Here is a 19,435-nt window from a genome sequence, read left to right as displayed (position 1 = left end):
GCCATCGCACCTGACAAGATCAAGGCTGATTTAGGCTGGGAGCCTGAGACCATGTTCAAGGAAGGTATCAGAAAGACCATTAAATGGTTCTTTGCGCATGAGGACTGGATGGAGCATGTTACAAGTGGTGACTATCAGAAGTATTACGATAGTATGTATAGTGGAAAATTATAATCATATATGTTACATTACTTAATGATGTATGGGGAGCTCTGTGTGGTATTAAAACCAGACAGAGCTTCGTGATTTAAAAATGTATTTCAGTTAGGAGTAAAGAAAATGAAAGGAATAATACTCGCCGGAGGATCCGGTACAAGACTTTATCCGTTAACAAGAGCGATTTCAAAGCAAATCATGCCTGTTTATGACAAGCCAATGATATATTATCCGCTGTCAACACTTATGCTGGCAGGCATCAGGGAAGTTCTCATTATTTCTACTCCCAGAGATCTGCCCATATTCGAAGATCTTTTCGGAACAGGCGAGCAGCTTGGCATGAATTTCTCATACGCAGTTCAGGAAGAGCCCAGAGGACTTGCTGATGCTTTCATAATAGGTGAGAGCTTCATCGGCAGTGACAGTGTTGCACTTGTTCTTGGAGATAACATTTTCTATGGCCAGAGCTTTAGTAAGCTCCTTAGAGAGGTGGCTTCAAGAGATAAGGGTGCCACTATTTTCGGATATTATGTTCGTGATCCCAGAGAATACGGTGTTGTTGAGTTTGATGAGAACGGTAAGGCACTTTCAATCGAAGAGAAGCCTGAGCATCCAAAGAGCAATTATGCCGTTCCCGGACTTTATTTCTACGACAATGATGTAATTGATATTGCTAAGAATGTTAAGCCTTCAGCAAGAGGTGAGATAGAGATTACCAGCGTTAATAATGAGTATCTTCGCCGTGGAACCCTCAGAGTAGAGACCATGGGCCGAGGCTTTGCATGGCTTGATACAGGTAACCACGATTCTCTTCTTGATGCAGCTGACTTTGTATGCGCATTCCAGAAGAGGCAGGGACTTTATGTGTCATGTATTGAGGAAATTGCGTATAAGAGAGGATTTATTACCAAGAAACAGCTTCTTAAACTTGCTGAGCCACTTATGAAAACGGATTATGGTAAATACTTAATAGAAATTTCAAAAGGGTTATAAGATGTATTGCTAATGATATTATTTATGTTTGTGTTATAAAATGATGGGGCAGTGTTGAAAAATATAGGATTGCAGTATTTACGCGCGATCAGTTGCATGGGGATTTTGGTTGCGCACTCTTTTGCATATGCAGAAATGAATTTTGAAGGAATGGTCGTTGCTGATATGTTGGATTATTTTGGCAGATATGGCATGCTTCAATATGTGGCATTCTTTTTTATGATTACTGGCTATTTTACTGCAAGGCAGATTAGAGAAGGTAACTGTACCGTAAAAGAGTATTATGTGAAACGTTTAAAAAGTATTTATCCTACATATTGGTCAATAGCAGCATTTTGTATTTTTATTAATCTCTCTTTTTTTCATAACTTTGAGACTACTGAGGAATTTTTAAATCATTACTTCTTTTAGCTGGTAACAGCAACACATCCTGTAGAGATGAATGGACTTTATATTTGACGATTCTGTTTTACGCTATTGCTGGACTATTTCTTATTGGAGACGCTAAAAGGTTTTATAAGCTTTTTGTTATGGTAATATTTGTGGCAATTTTAATTTACAACTCGTTTACGGTGCCGGCAATGATAGGGACTACATACGATGTTCTTGTTAAATCGGTTCCGATGGGGAGCATATTGCTTGGAGGAGTATTGTTCTTTACTGAGGAACGAGGATATGTAGCGTTTAAAAGTAATATCTGGGTGGCGATTTCTTCATTACTGGTATTTACTATAGCGTATGATTGTCTGAGGGATAAGACGCCTGTAATTATGGTTTCGGGTTACTACTTATTAGCAACTATAACTTTTTTGAGTTTTAAAAATCTAAGTATTGTTAATGAAAATAAAATATTGATGAGAATTGCTGACAATTCATATTGGATTTATCTATTACATTCGACTTTGTATATGGTTGGCTATTCTTTTCTCGTTCAGAATGGAAAGGCTTATAGAATGGTTTTACATACTTTTATTCTAGGGCTTACAGCGGGTACATCATTTTTATTGCATTGATTGTGAAAAAATCAAGAAAAGAGTTTTGCAATTAAATATATATCAAAGGGAAATTATATTAAATAAGTTGAATGTAAATTGAAAAGGTGATAAAGTACAAAGAGTTTTTTGCTTTTTGGGTATTATGAATTTAAAGGGATAGTCTAGGAAATGAGCAGGATATTGGTATCCTATTCATCGAAAATACCAACAGCTTCGCTGATATGTCATTTGATGAGTAAGGTAAAAAATGAATATGGATGTGAAACTAGGGAAATTGCAGTTGTAGATGTTCTGACCAAAGATATAGAATGGGCAGAGGTTATTCTCTTTGTGAGACCATTTGAGGTAGGCGCTTATAGGATAATCGAAGCGGGCAAAAGAGCAAATAAAAAAATAGTTGTATATCTTGATGATGATCTGCTCAATCTTCCTGAAATATATCCTAATATGGTAAGGAAAGCTCTGACAAAGTCATTATATTCAAGAAATTGCGAATATTTAATAAAAAGTCTTAAAATGTGTGATGTTTTATGGGGATCAAATCCATTCTTATTAGAGAAGTACAGTAAATATGTAGAGAATGGAAGATGCGAAATCTCAGATGTGGCATATGATTTCGACCATGTGGTAAGTCCTGTTCCTTGCGATGGAGAATTTAAGATTCTTTTTGCGGGCAATGGGGATCATGTTAAGTATTTGAATGATTTTATTATTCCTTCAATAAATAACTTGGTTGAGAGAAAGCATAGTATTTCTTTTACTTGTATAGGGATTGATCCAGGAGCACTTGATAAATGCAGGGGGAAGACTGAATACATACCATGGGTTAGAGATTTTGACGAGTACAATCGCCTGATCATGAGTAGACAGTTCGATTTGGGAGTTGCTCCAATAATGAATGACGACTTTCACAGATGTAAGTATGTTAATAAATTTATAGAGTATTCCAGATATGGTATAGTTGGAGTATATTCCAATGATTATCCATATAAAATGGTCGTGGTTGATGGATATAATGGGCTTTTGGCTGATAATAATATTGGGTCGTGGACCGATAAACTGGAATATGCGATAGAACATACTAAGAAATGCAAGGATATGATAAATAATGCGCAAGAATTGTGCCATCAGAAGTTTTCTGTTAAGCAGATGACTAGTTCTGTTTATGAGAAGATTCCGGAATTATTTAACGATGTATCCGATTATAATGCAGTAAAATATTATCCTACATGGTTTATGAATCATATCAGGAAATATGTGACCGTACTAGTAGAAAAGCATGAATACATTATGACTCAAAAAAACATAAAAAAAGATTCTGCATCAGTTCTGCTTGTATATGCAGGCTACACAACGACAACAGAATTACTGGAAAGTATAGTCAGCAGGGCAACAAAAAAGAATAATGTTCATTTAGCTGTTAGAGAAAGTACAATAGTAACAGCCAAGGATATTAGGGATGCTGATACAGTTATTTTTTGCAGAGGTGCTGATCCGTATATGGCCAGAATAGCGGAGGCGGCAAAAAAAGCACATAGGACGACAGTTCTTTACTTGGATGATGACTTGTATGGAGTTTATAAGGGAACACTGTATGGCGAGGCTTTGTTAAAGTGTTTGACAAATTGTGATATACTATGGGCATCGAATCCTCACATTTATGACAAGTACAAAGATTTTGCACCTGAAGTCAAATTTGTAGAAGGTAAGGTATTTGACCCTATTGATAATTTGTTTGACATGTCATATGCTGATGGAGAGTATTCAATTTTATATGCAGGATCGCCTTCTCATATAGAGATAATTCAGAAAATGATTGTCCCCGCGTTAAACGAGGTAAGTAAAAGTTTTAATCAGTTTAGAGCCGTATTTATAGGATTTAAAGAAGAGTCCTTATCTGGTTGTAAATTCAAGACGAAATATCTTCCGTGGTCAAAAAACATGGATGATTATAGGAAAATGGTAATAGCATCTGGTTGTCACATTGGGCTTGCAGTTATAAAAGATGATGAATTTGGAAATTGCAAATATTACAATAAATATCTTGAATATTCTAGAATGGGAATTGCGGGTGTGTATTCTAATGTAATTCCATATCAGCTTGTAGTTAAGGATAGCGTTAATGGATTAATTGTTGATAATACTTCTACAGCCTGGGCCTCAGGAATTCTTCAGTTGTTGAAAAATGAAGATAAACGACAACAGATAATCAAAAATGCGCAAGAAGATCTCCGCAGAAATTTCAATGTGGAAGAGGTTGTTGATAAATTAGTTGTTGATATGCCTGAGTTATGTGCATATCATGCCCCGGATATCAGGGTAAGATATCATACGAATCGTTTACTACACCAATTAAATTTTATTTGGCGTAAACATATAGCTTCAAGATTTTAAGGAGGATATAGAAGATGGCTATTCAATTGTTTAAAGCAAAATACGAGGTTGATGAGTGTCTCGCTGAGATTAGAGAGTGCTTAGAAGTAGGCTGGACAGGTCTTGGATTTAAAACTGTTCAGTTTGAGGATGCGTGGAAGGAGTACACAGGACTTCCTTTTGCACATTATCTGAACTCTTCAACAATTGGTTTATATCTTGCTGTTGAGATTCTTAAGGAAGAGAACGGTTGGCAGGATGGAGATGAGGTTATAACTACTCCTCTTACATTCGTTTCAACTAACCATGCAATACTTAAGTCAAATCTTAAGGCTGTTTTTGCTGATATTGATGATACAATGTGCCTTGATCCTAAGTCTGTAAGAGAGAAAATTTCAGATAAAACAAAGGCTATCATGTATGTTGGACTTGGTGGAAACACCGGCAACTATAAGGAAATCGTTAAAATCTGTAAGGAAAATAACCTTAAGCTTATTCTTGATGCTGCTCACATGGCAGGTACAAGAGTTGATGGTGAGATTCCCGGATCAGAAGCAGATGTAGTTATTTATTCATTCCAGGCTGTTAAGAACCTTCCTACCGGTGATAGTGGAATGATTTGCTTTAAGAACGGAAACTATGACGAGATCGTTAGAAAGAAAGCATGGCTTGGTATCAACAAGGACACCTATGCAAGAACAACTAACATGGGTAACTACAAGTGGAAGTATGATGTTGAGTATGTAGGTGATAAAGCTCACGGTAACTCAATCATGGCTTCTATTGGTAAGGTGCAGCTTAAGTATCTTGACAGAGATAATGCATATAGACGTCAGCTTGTAAGATGGTACATGGAGAGACTTTCAAAGTATGCTGATAAGATTAAGTTCGTAAGAATCGAGGAAGGTTGCGAGTCTTCATGCCATCTTTTCCAGATCATGGTAGAGAATAGAGACGAGCTTATGCTTCATTTAAATGCAAATGAAATTTTCCCCGGTGTTCATTACTCAGATAACACTAACTATAGAATGTATTCATATGCAAAGGGAACATGCCCTTATGCTGAGTATGTAAGTGATCATACACTGACTCTTCCTATGAATCTTTATCTTACATATGATGATGTACAGTATATTTGTGACAAGGTTATTGAGTTTGTTGAGAAGAATTAAGAGGTAATATGAATCATAATTATGAACTGAAATCAGACAAGATTACCTTAAAGCCAATGTCTTCAGTAGATAGTGAGTGTTATAGAGTTCTTAGAAACAGAAAGGATAATATTAGCTTTTTCTTTTCAGGAGCAGAAATAACACAAGATCAGCAAGCTAACTGGTATAACAAATACCTTACTGATGAAACACAGTATATGTTTAGTATTTATGAGACCGATTCCGCCAGATATATTGGCGGAATCGGAATTTATGATGTGGATAAATCAAGCGGCTGTGCTGAAGTGGGTAGAATAATTGTTGATAGGGAACTTGCCGCTGGTAAACATTATGGAGCTAAGGCAATTGAACTATTGGAGAAGTTGGCAGGTGAGGAACTAGGATTAAAGCTTCTTTATGCCAATATTTATTCTACTAATGGACCAAGTCTTAAGTCTTTTTATGGGGCTGGATTTAGCAAGGAGAAAGAAGAACAAGGCATAACAAAAGTCATATTTGAAATAGGTGAGCAATGAAATATTTAAAGAACTATTTTGGTGGAATATATAAAGATAGGTACGTCTTAAGGAGCTTGGTAAAGCAGGACTTACAAATGAAGTATAATAGGTCTGTTCTTGGAGTTGCATGGCAGATTATTACCCCTTTAGGTTTATCAATCATAATAGGACTTATATATTCTATTATTTACGGAGTGGATCCTAAGGGATTTATTCCGATATTGTTTTCGGGTTTGAATCCATGGGTATTTTTAAGTGGTAGTGCAGATGGTGGAACATTTGCTTATATAAGTGCTGAAGGATATTTAAAGCAGACACAGGTAAACCCACAGATATTTCCTATCAGAGTTGTTACTGTAAATTTTGTTAATCTGTTTTATAGCATGTTGGCATACTTCGTTGTTTTTCTTATTTTGAGTCCCTCTAGCTTTGGTTTGAGCATGCTTATGATTATTCCGGGACTTTTGATTATTTATCTGGGTGGATTGACTCTGGCCAATATGTCAAGTGCGATAACTATTCATTTGAGAGATTTCCAGCCGCTTCAGAGTTTAGTGTTACAAGGTCTTTTTTACGTAACACCTATCATATACACAACATCTATGATGGATGATAAAGGATTTTCAATCATCTATCGTATAAATCCCTTTTATTATTTAATTAATGCAGTAAGATCTCCTGCATTGGGAAATGATATTAGCGTCGCGACAATAGAAGAATGCCTGATTGTTTTGGCAGTAACTTTTGTGGCCTTTTTGATCAGTGCCATTATTACTATGAAAAATAATCATGGAATTGCAATGAAATTATAACTAGGTAAATTTATGAGTCAGATAAAATTAGAAGATATAAATTTAATTTTTAATGTATGGCATGAAAAGAGAATAAAGGACATTTTGGTTCCTGGGAGCAATAAATTCAGTTCTTTTAACGATGGTAAGGTTCATGCTCTTAATAATGTATCATTTTCTTTGGAAGATGGAGATAGACTTGCAATTATTGGGCACAATGGAGCTGGTAAGAGTACACTTTTAAAATTGATTTCCGGAATATATCCGCCTACAAGTGGAAATTTGATAGTAGATGGCAATATTTCTAGTATGTTTGAACTTGCAACCGGTTTTGAGATGGAGCAGTCTGGATGGAATAATATACGACTTAGAGGACTTATGCTGGGACTCAAACCATCTGAGATAGAGGCTAAAATGGATGAGATTGCTGAGTTCTCAGAATTGGGTAATTATTTAAATATGCCGGTAAAGTACTATTCTTCTGGTATGTTCGTGAGATTGGCTTTTTCTATATCAACATCTATAGAGCCAGACATATTATTGCTTGATGAGATTATTGCTGCTGGAGATGCGGCATTCTTGGAGAAGGCAAATGCAAGATTACACAATATGGTAAGCACATCTAAGATAATGATATTGGTAACTCATAGTATGCAGTCGGCTGTAGATATGTGTAATAAGTGTATTTGGATGGAAGCAGGAAAAGTTATAGATAGTGGTGCACCGGAAGAGATAACTAGAAAGTATATTGAGGATTCAATGAAATAAGTTATGTTATTTTCAAAAAGATATTTTGCTATTTACATAACTGGAATGTGATCTAAATTATGAATGAGTTAGCGATTGTTATAGCACTTACAGGAAGAATAGAAGACAGTATCAATGAATTAGGAACAATGGTTGAGGCGTTTGAAGAGGTTAAAACGGCTCAATTAGTGTTTGTTTACTATGATAAGAAATGGGAAACTCTTCCTATAATGCAATTATTGGAAACTAAGATAAACAATGTCAAAAAGGTAATGGTAGAGAAGCAAGATTCTCTAGCAGGATTACATAACACTGTTTTAGAAGAGATAGAAGCTGAATTTGTTTCTTTTTGGCAAGTTGGAACGGATAATGTTTCTAATAGAATAGAGATTTTTAATGATTATTCTAAATCAGATGAGCTTGGGAATATCAACTTTATTCAGAGAGAGATAAATAAGGTGGTTATCCCTAGTAATATGAATAGATATGGCTTGCTTCAGACAGGAAACTATTATGCTATAGATGATTTCTTTATACGTAAGTCATATCTGTTAAGCAATACGTTTAATGAAAACAAGCTTTTATGTGATGACTTCTTTAGGGAATGGACTTTAAGAAATTCCAGGATTGAAGATTTTTTATGCATTGGTTATCTTGGCGCACCTAGAAAAAAATATAATAGAAGATCTAAAAAAATAGTTTCTAGAGATTTGGTTGAACGATATATTATCAGGTGCGGCGCGAGTGATGAGAGCGTTGAACAGATAAATAGAAAATTTGTAAATGATTTGAAAGATTATGAAGCTGAAGAAGTAGCTGAACTTTTAAATTGCGGAAAGCAGAGTACAGCTGGTCCGAAATATAAAATAATGATTTTGGGTGGCTATTGGGAATACCATCATAATCAAATTGTTTTTATGAATTATCTCGAAAGAGTAGTAGGAGAAGGGTTCGCAACTTTTAATGTGAAACTGGATGGCGAATGTCAACCTACAGATTTACTTGATTATGACTTGGTAATATTTACAAGAACCAGAAGTGAGAATGCTGTTAAACTGGTTGAATACTGCAATAGGCAAAATATTACTTCTTTATTTATGTTGGATGATAACTGGTTTTCAATCGCAAAGGATTTCCCTGAGTATGGAGATATCTTTGTTGAGGGAAGACCGGAATATGATAACTTTATGAAAGTCGTTACTAAGTGTAATGGCGTCTGGTATTTCAACGATTTTATAAAACAAGATTTAGAAAAATTTGCTCATACACATAGATTTATTCAATCCAAAATTAGTGTGGAGAATGACCTCTTTATTCCTGAGAAAGACGTATTAGATAAAAAGGGCAAATATGTTATAGGATATAGCGGATCTCTGAGATATGATGACACTGCATTTAAAGCATTAGCAAAAGTTGCTAAGAAAAATGATAATGTCATTGTTGCTCTGATTGGAAATATGAGTGAAAAGCAATTGGAATATTTCAAAGGTATAGAAATAATTACTGTGCCATTTTCGTCATATTCAATATATGCAAAAAGAATTTCAGAAATAAAACCAGATTTATTGGTTGCTCCGCTTGATACTTCTAGAACTTCACAGTCAAAGTGTTATAACAAGTATATCGAAAGCGGAGTAGTGGGCGCTGCTTGTATTTTCTCAAATGTAAAGCCTTATACAGATGTTGTGAAAGACAATGATAATGGATTCTTGCTGGAAGAAAATACAGAGGATGCATGGTTTAATAAAATAAATGAAATAATAGCTGATTCTGAACTATTAAATAGAGTTAAGAAGAATGCCTACGAGGACGTAATGAAGAACCATACAGTTGATGCAGTTCTTCCTATTGTACTTCACAATATAGAGGTTGTTATCAATGAATGGAAATAAAATTTATAAAATAGGTTTATTATCGCATACTGGATCATTGGGTGGAGCTGAAAGAATGCTCTATTACATGGCTCAACTTTTGAAAAAAACCGACTGTTTTGAGCCAATAATGATTATTCCGACAGCAGAAGGACGCCCGTTGGAGCAATTATGTGGTGAAGAAATAGAATATAAAAGCATAGAAACATTGCCGGGATATATTTGCTTAAATGAAGATGTTGAGAATTCATTTTCATCGCTTACTGTAAGAATTAAGAATGATATTTATGATATTATTCAGGAATGTGATATTGACGTATTAATCAGTAATACACAAGTTAGCTTATGCGGTGTGATGGCTGCTTATGAAGCTGGAATTCCTACTATAGCATGGGCTCATGGTATTTTTGATCCTTTTTTACTTGGGAATGAATATGACTCAAGAATGAGGCTGATGTTTGACAGAGTAGTTTATGAGTTATGTAATAATGTCATTTTTTGCTCGAGCTGGACAAAAGAATACTATGCAAACTTTTTGGATGGTAATAGAGGCGTTGTAATTAATAACTGGTCATTGCCTTCGTCAAATGAATTAACAAATGGCGGAGACAATACTTTTATTTGCCTTAATTCATTCGAAAAAAATAAGGGAATAATAGATTTACTGAAAGCAGCTAAGATTGTTAAAGATAAGGGCTATAATTTTGAGATTCATTTATATGGAAAAAATGAATCGGACTATGAAAAAGAAATAGAGCAATTTATCAAGAAAAATGATTTGCAGGATAATGTAGTTCTTAAGAATAAGACAAAAAATATTGCTAAAGCATATACTTCTGCAACGTGTCTGGTTCAGCCTTCATATTTGGAATCGTTTGGTTTGACAATTATTGAAGCAATGTCTTATGGTGTTGTTCCTGTTTCGTATAAAAGTGGTGGACCTGACAATATTATTTGCGATGGTGTGGATGGATTTCTTATAGATCGAGGAGATTATACGGACTTGGCAAATAAAATGATTTTTGTGCTTAAAAATCCTGCAAAAATTAAGGAAATGTCTGCAAATGCAAGAGATGCGTTCGTCTCAAAGTATTCTGAGAATGCAGCGAAAGATCAGATTGTTGATTTATTACATGAGACGTTGAAGAACCCTGGAAATGATACGTCTCAAAAAGAGTTTGTATATGATCTGATTATGCTTTATCTGTTAAAAGGCCAAGGGAAGACTGGAACTAATAGTGTGCAAGCAGTTGATAGTTCATGTATAGGGGTATCTGAAAGACTTTCAAAACCCTTATCCTATGATGTTACATTTAAAACAAATAGAGTTTCCAGAATGTATGTTATTTTCACTTCTTATGCGAACGATGTTTCTGACGGAAATATGACAATTTCACTTTATGATGGTGAAAACAAACTGGCTGAAAGCAAACTTAATCTTAATAAGATAATAAATAATCAATGGTCAGAGTTTGAATTCGATACTGTTGCGGTACAAAAGGGTAAAAAGTATCGTGTCGAATTGCTGTGTGAATCTGATGATGCTTCAAGTTATGTGGTGTATGAGAAGTACCCGAAGAATGCTATATTAAGAATCGCAGTATCTAATAGTAGAAAAGTATTTGGAAGAAAAGATTCATTACTATATTATGCTGAGTAATGGAATAATTATTTGTATGTAGATTTCCTGATGAATAAATTAATAATTCATCAGGAAATTGTTATAATTTGAAATGAATTTTATGTATGGTACATTTTATGATAGACTGTAAAATCGAAAATGAATCTGCTCAAATTTCAAACAGATCAATCAATATTGATATTATAAGAATTTTAGCGGGATTATTTATTGTTGCGGTTCATTATTTTCTTGCGAATGGCTATTATCAGCAAATATTTGAGTGGCCAAATAAAAGCTTGTTTGTAATGACCTATATTCGGATATTTAACACGACTTGTGTTCCGCTGTTTATGATGCTATCTGGATATTTGCTAATAAAAAAGACAGAATTTTCAAGAGGATATATTCCGAGTAGACTGAAGCCGTTTATTATTTACATAATGTTTTCAATACTAAGGGGTGTTGTTGGAGTATATAGATTCAACGTATTTTTTACAAAAGAAACACCGATAGATATTGTTCTGGACACGATTTCTTTTAGATATGCCTGGTATATAGAGTTCTATTTTGGGTTCATCTTGCTAGTACCTTTTATTAATAAAATATGGGCAAACTGTACGTTATATGAAAAGCGGGTTCTCATTCTAGCACTAATATTTATATCAACGTTGGGACCTGTCCTTAATGTGTATAATTTTAAAGATTTAAGCTGGTGGTTAATGCCATCAAAAAATACAGAGTATAGCAAAATTATTACAGATTATTGGACGTCGTTGTATCCGTTCGTTTATTATTTCATAGGTGCTTACCTTCGGGAAAGATATTTAAAAATTTCAAAAATAATACATGCTATGCTTATTCTAATAATAACTTTTTTTGTAAGCGTATATACTTATTGGAGAAATATTGGGACTACTTTCATATTGGAAAATTGGTGCAATTATCCGTCAATACTTATTGTTGTATTATCAGTTTTAGTATTTAGTTTTGTTTTGAATTTGGATTTTTCTGGTGTGAATAATTCTCATAGAAAAATAATCAAGAAAACATCTTCGCTTATTTGGGGAGCATTCTTATCGAATGAATTTTTCCAGAATATGTTTTATCCCATAATGCTTGATTATACAACGGATTTAAAAAGCAGATTATTAGCATTCTTTATTTTTGTGCCAATAGTATTTGTTTGTTCTCTTATACTGTCATATATTATGGAAATGATATATAGTTGTTGTGTGAAACTATTTAGTTGTATTACTAATACATCTAAAAAACATATTTAGAAAGATTGTAGGAGTTGAAAAATGGGTAAAATAACAGTTGAGAAAAATGTTAATGGAATTGAAGGACTTTGTGTAATCACTCCTTCTGTTTTTGGTGATGACAGAGGATATTTCATGGAGACTTATAATGAGAAAGATATGGAGGCTGAGGGATTAAACTACAAGTTTGTGCAGGACAACCAGTCAGCTAGTAAAAAGGGTGTTCTTAGAGGTCTTCATTTTCAGATTAATCATCCCCAGGATAAGTTAGTAAGAGTTATCGTTGGTGAAGTATTTGACGTGGCAGTAGACCTTAGAGCGGGATCACCTACATTTGGAAAGCACTACGGAGTATTGCTTTCAGCTGAGAACAAAAAGCAGTTCCTTGTTCCCAAGGGATTTGCACATGGCTTTATGGTAGTAAGCGATTATGCAGAGTTTTGCTATAAGGTTACAGATTTCTATCATCCTAATGATGAGGGCGGCCTTATGTTTAATGACCCGGATATCAATGTGAACTGGCCAATTCCAAAAGGCATGACAGAAGAAGATTTGATTCTGTCTGATAAAGATAAGGTGAATGCAAGCTTTCGTGACTATTGTTCAGAACGTGGAATAGAGCTTTAATTGTAAAGGGGATACATATGAAAATCTATTTAAGACCAATTACTGAAGAAGATGGATCACTTATTGTAAAATGGAGAAACAATCCCAATGTTTCTATGCATTGTTTCAATAGGGTACCTGTTACTTTGGAATCAAATAAGAAGTTCTTTCATGAGCAAGTAGAGACCGGACGATACAAGCAGTATATTGTCGAGAGAATCGAAGAATTTACCGGTGTAGTAGTGTATCCAATCGCAACAGTTTATTTAAAAGATATTGATAGAATTAATAAACGTTGTGAATTATGTATTTTTACTAGTGATGATGAGGAATGGAATACTGAAAGTCAGACAATGGCTATAAAGAAGTTGCTGTTTATCGCCTTCGAAGAACTTGGCATGCATAAGGTTTATTCATATGTGTTTACACGATATGATGACGAGAAGCAATTACTTGAAAATGCTAAATTCAGGGTAGAGAATGTCCTTGAAAGTGAAGCAATTGGTGCGGATGGCCAGTATGATGATGCATACAGAATGGTTATATTTGAGAATGATTATAGGCAAATTGACCTTGACATATGATGTAGTAATTCATTGATATATGAAGCTGATGAAAGGGAGTTTTATGAAGATTATAAAAAAAACTAATCGTATGGAGCGTCTCTTTATATTAGCAATAATAGGATTACCAATAATTCTTTTTTGGAAGTATGTTAGCGGTGTAACAAACTTTGTTGTTGGAGATATAGCCAGTGATTGTATATATCAGACTTATCCAGATTTGGTGCACACAGCAAATAGGATATCCAATGGTGAATTTGAAGAGGGATTTACATTCCTAAGAGGATTGGGAAGCGTAGAGGATGCAGTTATAAAAGGGTTATCCAATTGGGTAACCCTTTTTGGCGCTAAAAATATCGCATATCTGTGCGCGGTAAGATGAATTTACCATCACATGGTAAGGAGTTTTTTCATCCTGCGGTAAGCAGTTTTTTACACACTGCAGTAAGCACTTTTTTACATTACTCGGTAAACACTTTTTTACATGTGCCGGTAGGGACTTTTTTACAGGCACGGTAAGAAGTTTTTTACATACTCCGCTACTTATCACTCCTGCATGTGGTGAGTAAATGAAAGGAGAAGCCAGCGGATTCCTATTATACTTATTTCATAAAGGTATGAAAGGAGATCCAATAATGCTGGGGATAAACCAAATGCAGGAAATTCAAGATCTGAAACTGCGAGGCTATACTCAGGCAGAGATCATTGCTTACTACAATGATCAGGGTATCAAGCCTCCAAGCCGGCCTACCATAGCCAAGTATTTCAACATGGATGTGGTACCGGAAAATCCCGGCGAAAAACTCGCCAAGGACAAGGCCTTTGATGTTGAGCCTTTCAGGTCAACTATCATCGCCACGGTTGAAGCAAACGATGGCAACGATTTCTGTATGTCATCCGTCTATGATCTTCTGGAAGAGAAGTTCATAGAAAACGGGGAGTATGATAAGCTTCCCGGCAATGAGCAGACACTCAGAAACTATGTGCACTATCTGAGAGACACAGGACAGATAGATACTGGTGAAGAACATCGCCGCATCTATGATCATGTATTTGACACTCCTCCCGGAGAGCAGATGCTGATCGATTTTGGCATGGAAACTCTTGACCAGAAGCACGCGATACACTTTATATGTCTTCTGCTGCGATACAGCCGTTTACTGTGCGTCTATGCTCAGGACCATAAGTATAATGCCTTAGAAGCCTGCCAGGCCATTTACAGAGCCTTCTGTAAGCTTGGCGGTCGCCCTTCAGTTCTTGTTATTGATCAGGACGCTGTTTTTGTCGCCAGTGAAACCTATGGCGAAGTAATCAAGACAAGAGTCTTCGAAGACTTCTGTACAGAACAGGATTTGAAGCTGTGGGTATGCAACAAGGCTGATCCGGAGAGTAAGGGTCCCATTGAGAACTCTGTGGGATTTGTGAAGAAAAACTTCTTCAGTGCCCGTAACATCACTTGTATAGATGATGTATGGCGTTCTCTTCCGGGATGGCTTGATCGCAAGAACAAGCGTATTCACAGGACAACTCTGCATGTACCATTCCAGGTGTTCAAAGAGATAGAACAGGGTTCACTTGGCCCAATGCTTCCGTCTGTTTATGAGACATCACCAAACAGCTTCTTCTCTACCGAATGCAAGGGAATGCCCTACGTGCTATACAGATCCTGTCGATACTCCGTGCCAAGGGAATTCGCGTACAGCAGGCTTAAATACAAGGTCACATCAGGGGAGATCCATATATATGATGAGAACCTTAACCATTTATGTACACATCTTCTTAGTGAGCGGAAAGGCAGTTACAATCAGCTCCCAGAACACAGGAAAGGTGAGTCCGGTGACTGGATTGACATCATGGAGAGGCTCCGAAAGCAGTGGAACTGTTATGATTTCCAGCACTTCATCAATGGCATCAAGAAAGAGAATCCTCGCCACATAAGCAAGCAGCTTGGTGCCATAGAGCAGTTCCTTAATGCAGAGAATCCTGACAGAACCCTTGTGGCCGAAGTCATGAAGATATGTTGTAACAACTTCAGATATCAGTTCTCGCAGTTCAAAGTGGTCTACGAGTACACCAAAGCAGGGAAGAGCCTGACCACCACAGAAGGCTTCAAAGCATCACTGAACTCAGATGCTGTTGAATACAAAAACCTTGAAGTATACGGCAAAGCCTTTAATGAACGTGTTAATCGTTCGGTCGAGGAGGCGGTCGTATGAACAGGCAGGTCATGAGAAATATAGGAAATGATCGCATCAGCATTGACAGGCTTACATCCCTGCTACAGACGTTTACATTAAAACATGCAGCAAAGGTACTTCCGGATCTGTTGGAAACAGCAGATCTGGAGGGAGCCTCCAATAAAGAGTTTCTACTATCGGTTCTTGAAACTGAGGTTGTTGGAAGGAATGAGCGCAGAAGAAAGAGAAACTATTCTGCAGCACACTTTCCGCCAAACATACATCCATTGGAGGAGTTTGATCCTGAGGAACTTGAATCAGGCATCACACAGGCACAGATAGATAAACTCAAAGATCTTTCATGGCTGGATAACGGAGGTAACCTGGTTTTTGCAGGACCTCCGGGCCTTGGAAAGACCATGGTTGCAACAGGGATAGGACTTCATGCCATCAATAGTGGCTATACAGTCTGCTTTGAAAAGATGGTCAACCTGGTAAAAATCCTTGATAATGCTGAAACAGAAAGAACTGCCGGTTTCAGACTTAAAAATCTCAAAAAGGCTCAGCTGATAATTATTGATGAGATTGGATACACACCTATCAGCCGAAGCCAGGCAAACCGGTTCTTCACGTTTGTGAGTGATACCTACGAAACCTCATCCATCATCTTCACAACCAACAAGGAGATAACTGACTGGGCTGAGATGATGGGAGACCCTGTTCTCACAACAGCTTTACTTGATCGGATTCTCCACCATGCTAACTGCTATTCCTTTAGGGGAGAATCATACAGGCTCAAGCATCCTGATTTATTCAGTTGATAAGGTGCATTACCTGACAGTGCAGGTATAAGGTTTATGTAAAGAAGTTCTTACCTAACAAAGCAAAGAACTGCTTACCTTACAGTATAAAAATCTCCTTACCATACGATGTAAAAAACTGCTTACCGTACAATGTAAAAAAGACATTACCTAACGATGTAAAAATCTGCTTGACATTTACACATATCTCATGGGAATAAGTATTGTACTGAAGATAGTACTTTCAGGATATCTCGTTTACCTTATGTTAGGGATTGTCGGAATAAGTGGTGTTAAAAAGATGATTCCTGTTCTTGGATATGAATTCAATGCTATGCTGACAACAAGAGCTGCATGGAATGTTTATCCTAATATAGCATTGCTTATAGCACTGAATTTTTATTTGATAGAAAGGTTATTGAATAACCTTTCTATATTCAATCTTCTTTTTTTTATTTTGGCAATGTTAGTTATGTATAGCGAAGTAGGTCTGTATTTTACTTTGGTATACGGAACGGTTTTGCTTATATATTTAGTCTTTAGATTAGTCCATCTCAAAAAAATCAAAGTTAAAATTTTATTTGGTTCAGCTCTAGTACTGATTTTTTCTTCATCATTTTTTATACTTGGTAAATTTGATGAGATTTTTGCATCTACAAGATTCAATGACAATTATAGTAATTTTCTTTTGATGTTGCCCAAATGGTATGAAGGAATACAGCTGTCTTACTTAGAGGATGCATTCAGAAGAACTATAGGTCAGACTATAGGTGGGATTCATACGGATTTTATCGGTACAAGCAATCTTATTGGTGGCCCAGCATTGTATTGTGGAATTATTGTTCTTCTACTTGTTCCTGTAGCTTTTTATAATTTGGACAGAAAAAATAAAATACTTTTTGGACTGTTATACATGTTGTCTATAGCTTATATTTGTATACCAATAATAAACATAGTATTTAATGGTTTTTCTTTTTCTGAAATGATGTATAAAATGTCATCATTTTGGATATCTATTGTATTTTTGTTAAATATCAGCATTTTTCTATATAACGTTGAAAAAAATAGAATTAAAAAAAGGTAGTTTATTTGTAATAAATGCTACATTTACCATTTTTGTTCTGATTATGTTTAAAATGCTCTTAGAAAAGAGTGTGGCAAGAATAATTGATTGGTTGATCAGTTTGTTTTTTATAATAGCATATTGTGTAATTATTAACGCATATTTTATTAGGAGAAATAAAAAATTCTGTTATGTCCTTTTTGCAATGCTATGTATAGAGAGTATAACTGTGTCATGGAATGTTATTAATGATAGGCAAACTTATACAAACGACGAAATAGTTGCAGAATATGACAATGGTAGCTTGGTTGTAACTAAGGCTGACAATTCATGGTACAGAATAGAGAGTCGGTGCCCCAGTCCTAGTTGTTGGTGTGGTTCTTATATTGGCAATTATAATGGATTAGAGAGCTATATTGGCGGACTTGGAATATCAAATGAAATAATAAGCTTTTGCAGGTCCTTAGGTTTACCGGAAGTTGAAGGCAAAAAACAGATGGGTACTGGTGGGAATATTTATGCAAATGCTTTGCTTGGCGTTAAATACTCCATTATGAAAGACCAGCCTCTATACGAATATGGCTTAGAGCGCCTAGACAGTTTTGGCGAAGAAAATGTATATTACAACCAATTATGCCTTCCTTTGGCTTACGTTTACGACTCATATATTTCGAAAAAAGACTTTGATCAGATGACAATTCTAGAGCGAAATAGATCGATACTTCAGGGAGTAGTTTTGGAAGATGAAGACAACGGTTTAAAGAGGTTCACGGCTAATGATCTTGAAAAAGTTGAAATACAAGAGACAGAACAAATTGATTTAAAGCAGAGTCAGGGATGTATTAACATACAACCTTCAGAAAAAAACGTTTCTGTTTTGCAATTGGAAATGGAGGATGATGTTGTTGTACCGGATTTTATTGTAGAGTATTGGGGCGATGGCACTGATTTCGGGAAAATGAAATTATTAGAGGCAGAAACTCCAATAGAGGTTTGTGCCAATACTAATAATATAAGTATTACATACGATAACAGTCTTCTTCCTATTGTGAAATGCCTGAATATTTATAGATATGACAAGAATAGGTATTATGAGCAGATACAGAATTGTGTTGATAAACTTCAAGCAAATGGCATGAAAGTTGAAAGCGTTGACAGGCACAAAATTATCGGTAGCATTTCATCTAACACAGATGGAATTATGGCCACATCAATTCCATGGGATTCAAAGTGGAAGATTATGATTGACGGCAAAGAGTCACCACTGATTAAAGTCAATGAAGGATTTATTGGTGCCAAAATAACTGAGGGAAATCATAACATTACTTTTGAATATCCATATACTTCATGGTTCGATTCGGTAAAATATATATTATTTGCTAAAATATTGTTGATGATTTTCATGTTTTCTGCTGTAGTCATGAAAATTAATATGAAAAGATAACTACTTTATTAAGCGAAGTTTAAAGCTTTTTAGTACAGATAGTGTCTGGGTAACATTAGATATTTATTTGACATCGAAAATGCTATCACTTTGGCTTAATGGAGTCGACCATACTTTATAGTGGTGGGCATTCTAGAGTAATGGTAAAATTTAATATATGAGGGAATGTATACTGTGACTAATTGTATTAGCGTTGAATGTTTCGCTTTATTATTTATATCATTTTTTCCCAATATGATTTAAAAAGATACACTAATAGAATGCGAAATGGAAGATTAATGAGAGTCTTGAAGATAGGAACACCCTG

18 protein-coding genes and 1 pseudogene are annotated in these 19,435 nt (G+C 35.6%); all 19 read left to right on the top strand.

The window, feature by feature from the left end; all coding sequences use genetic code 11:
• Window positions 1-174: pseudogene (locus tag G608_RS24510) on the top strand (dTDP-glucose 4,6-dehydratase); the annotation flags it as partial.
• A 105-nt stretch (window positions 175-279) separates the two neighbouring features.
• Entirely contained in the window at window positions 280-1,149 is an 870-nt protein-coding gene (rfbA, locus tag G608_RS0115865) for a glucose-1-phosphate thymidylyltransferase RfbA (RefSeq protein ID WP_026496833.1), read from the top strand.
• A gap of 54 nt (window positions 1,150-1,203) precedes the next feature.
• Complete coding sequence (locus G608_RS24180) at window positions 1,204-1,560, top strand: acyltransferase family protein (protein WP_026496832.1); 357 nt, start codon at window positions 1,204-1,206, stop codon at window positions 1,558-1,560.
• Window positions 1,561-1,604: 44 nt separating this feature from the next.
• On the top strand, window positions 1,605-2,162 hold the full coding sequence (locus G608_RS24175; RefSeq protein ID WP_026496831.1) for an acyltransferase family protein: 558 nt from the start codon (window positions 1,605-1,607) through the stop codon (window positions 2,160-2,162).
• Window positions 2,163-2,375: 213 nt separating this feature from the next.
• Entirely contained in the window at window positions 2,376-4,538 is a 2,163-nt protein-coding gene (locus G608_RS0115850) for a glycosyltransferase (RefSeq protein WP_196810227.1), read from the top strand.
• 14 nt (window positions 4,539-4,552) lie between these two features.
• A complete protein-coding gene (locus G608_RS0115845) occupies window positions 4,553-5,689 on the top strand; it encodes a DegT/DnrJ/EryC1/StrS family aminotransferase (RefSeq protein WP_026496829.1) in 1,137 nt (378 codons plus the stop codon).
• An 8-nt stretch (window positions 5,690-5,697) separates the two neighbouring features.
• Window positions 5,698-6,204 (top strand): GNAT family N-acetyltransferase, encoded by a 507-nt coding sequence (locus G608_RS0115840; RefSeq protein WP_026496828.1) that lies wholly within the window; start codon window positions 5,698-5,700, stop codon window positions 6,202-6,204.
• The gene (locus G608_RS0115835) at window positions 6,201-6,998 is read left to right on the top strand and encodes an ABC transporter permease (RefSeq protein ID WP_026496827.1); all 798 of its coding nucleotides are present in this window, start codon (window positions 6,201-6,203) and stop codon (window positions 6,996-6,998) included. Before G608_RS0115840 ends, G608_RS0115835 begins: the two co-directional genes overlap by 4 nt.
• A gap of 12 nt (window positions 6,999-7,010) precedes the next feature.
• Window positions 7,011-7,745: an ABC transporter ATP-binding protein gene (locus G608_RS0115830; protein ID WP_026496826.1), complete on the top strand. Its 735-nt coding sequence runs from the start codon at window positions 7,011-7,013 to the stop codon at window positions 7,743-7,745.
• Between the two features lie 59 nt (window positions 7,746-7,804).
• Complete coding sequence (locus tag G608_RS0115825; protein ID WP_026496825.1) at window positions 7,805-9,616, top strand: glycosyltransferase; 1,812 nt, start codon at window positions 7,805-7,807, stop codon at window positions 9,614-9,616.
• Window positions 9,603-11,255 carry a glycosyltransferase gene (locus G608_RS0115820; RefSeq protein ID WP_026496824.1) on the top strand — a complete coding sequence of 551 codons (1,653 nt, stop codon included), beginning with the start codon at window positions 9,603-9,605 and terminating at the stop codon, window positions 11,253-11,255. The genes G608_RS0115825 and G608_RS0115820 overlap by 14 nt, the downstream gene beginning before the upstream one ends.
• A gap of 98 nt (window positions 11,256-11,353) precedes the next feature.
• The gene (locus tag G608_RS0115815) at window positions 11,354-12,496 is read left to right on the top strand and encodes an acyltransferase family protein (RefSeq protein WP_196810226.1); all 1,143 of its coding nucleotides are present in this window, start codon (window positions 11,354-11,356) and stop codon (window positions 12,494-12,496) included.
• 21 nt (window positions 12,497-12,517) lie between these two features.
• A complete protein-coding gene (gene rfbC / locus G608_RS0115810) occupies window positions 12,518-13,102 on the top strand; it encodes a dTDP-4-dehydrorhamnose 3,5-epimerase (protein ID WP_026496822.1) in 585 nt (194 codons plus the stop codon).
• Between the two features lie 17 nt (window positions 13,103-13,119).
• Window positions 13,120-13,665 (top strand): GNAT family N-acetyltransferase, encoded by a 546-nt coding sequence (locus G608_RS21530; protein ID WP_051209432.1) that lies wholly within the window; start codon window positions 13,120-13,122, stop codon window positions 13,663-13,665.
• Window positions 13,666-13,708: 43 nt separating this feature from the next.
• Entirely contained in the window at window positions 13,709-14,026 is a 318-nt protein-coding gene (locus tag G608_RS0115800; RefSeq protein WP_026496821.1) for a hypothetical protein, read from the top strand.
• A gap of 271 nt (window positions 14,027-14,297) precedes the next feature.
• Window positions 14,298-15,860: a DDE-type integrase/transposase/recombinase gene (locus G608_RS0115795; protein WP_196810225.1), complete on the top strand. Its 1,563-nt coding sequence runs from the start codon at window positions 14,298-14,300 to the stop codon at window positions 15,858-15,860.
• The gene (istB, locus tag G608_RS0115790; protein ID WP_196810224.1) at window positions 15,857-16,642 is read left to right on the top strand and encodes an IS21-like element helper ATPase IstB; all 786 of its coding nucleotides are present in this window, start codon (window positions 15,857-15,859) and stop codon (window positions 16,640-16,642) included. Before G608_RS0115795 ends, istB begins: the two co-directional genes overlap by 4 nt.
• Before the next feature lie 244 nt (window positions 16,643-16,886).
• Entirely contained in the window at window positions 16,887-17,705 is an 819-nt protein-coding gene (locus tag G608_RS0115785) for a YfhO family protein (RefSeq protein WP_026496818.1), read from the top strand.
• Complete coding sequence (locus G608_RS0115780; protein WP_026496817.1) at window positions 17,677-19,128, top strand: YfhO family protein; 1,452 nt, start codon at window positions 17,677-17,679, stop codon at window positions 19,126-19,128. The genes G608_RS0115785 and G608_RS0115780 overlap by 29 nt, the downstream gene beginning before the upstream one ends.
• The last annotated feature ends 307 nt before the right edge of the window (window positions 19,129-19,435 follow it).

Source organism: Butyrivibrio sp. WCD3002, from assembly GCF_000424265.1.
GTDB lineage: Bacteria > Bacillota > Clostridia > Lachnospirales > Lachnospiraceae > Butyrivibrio.
Note: the sequence above shows the minus strand (reverse complement) of the source record. Positions and strands in the feature narration are given on the sequence as shown.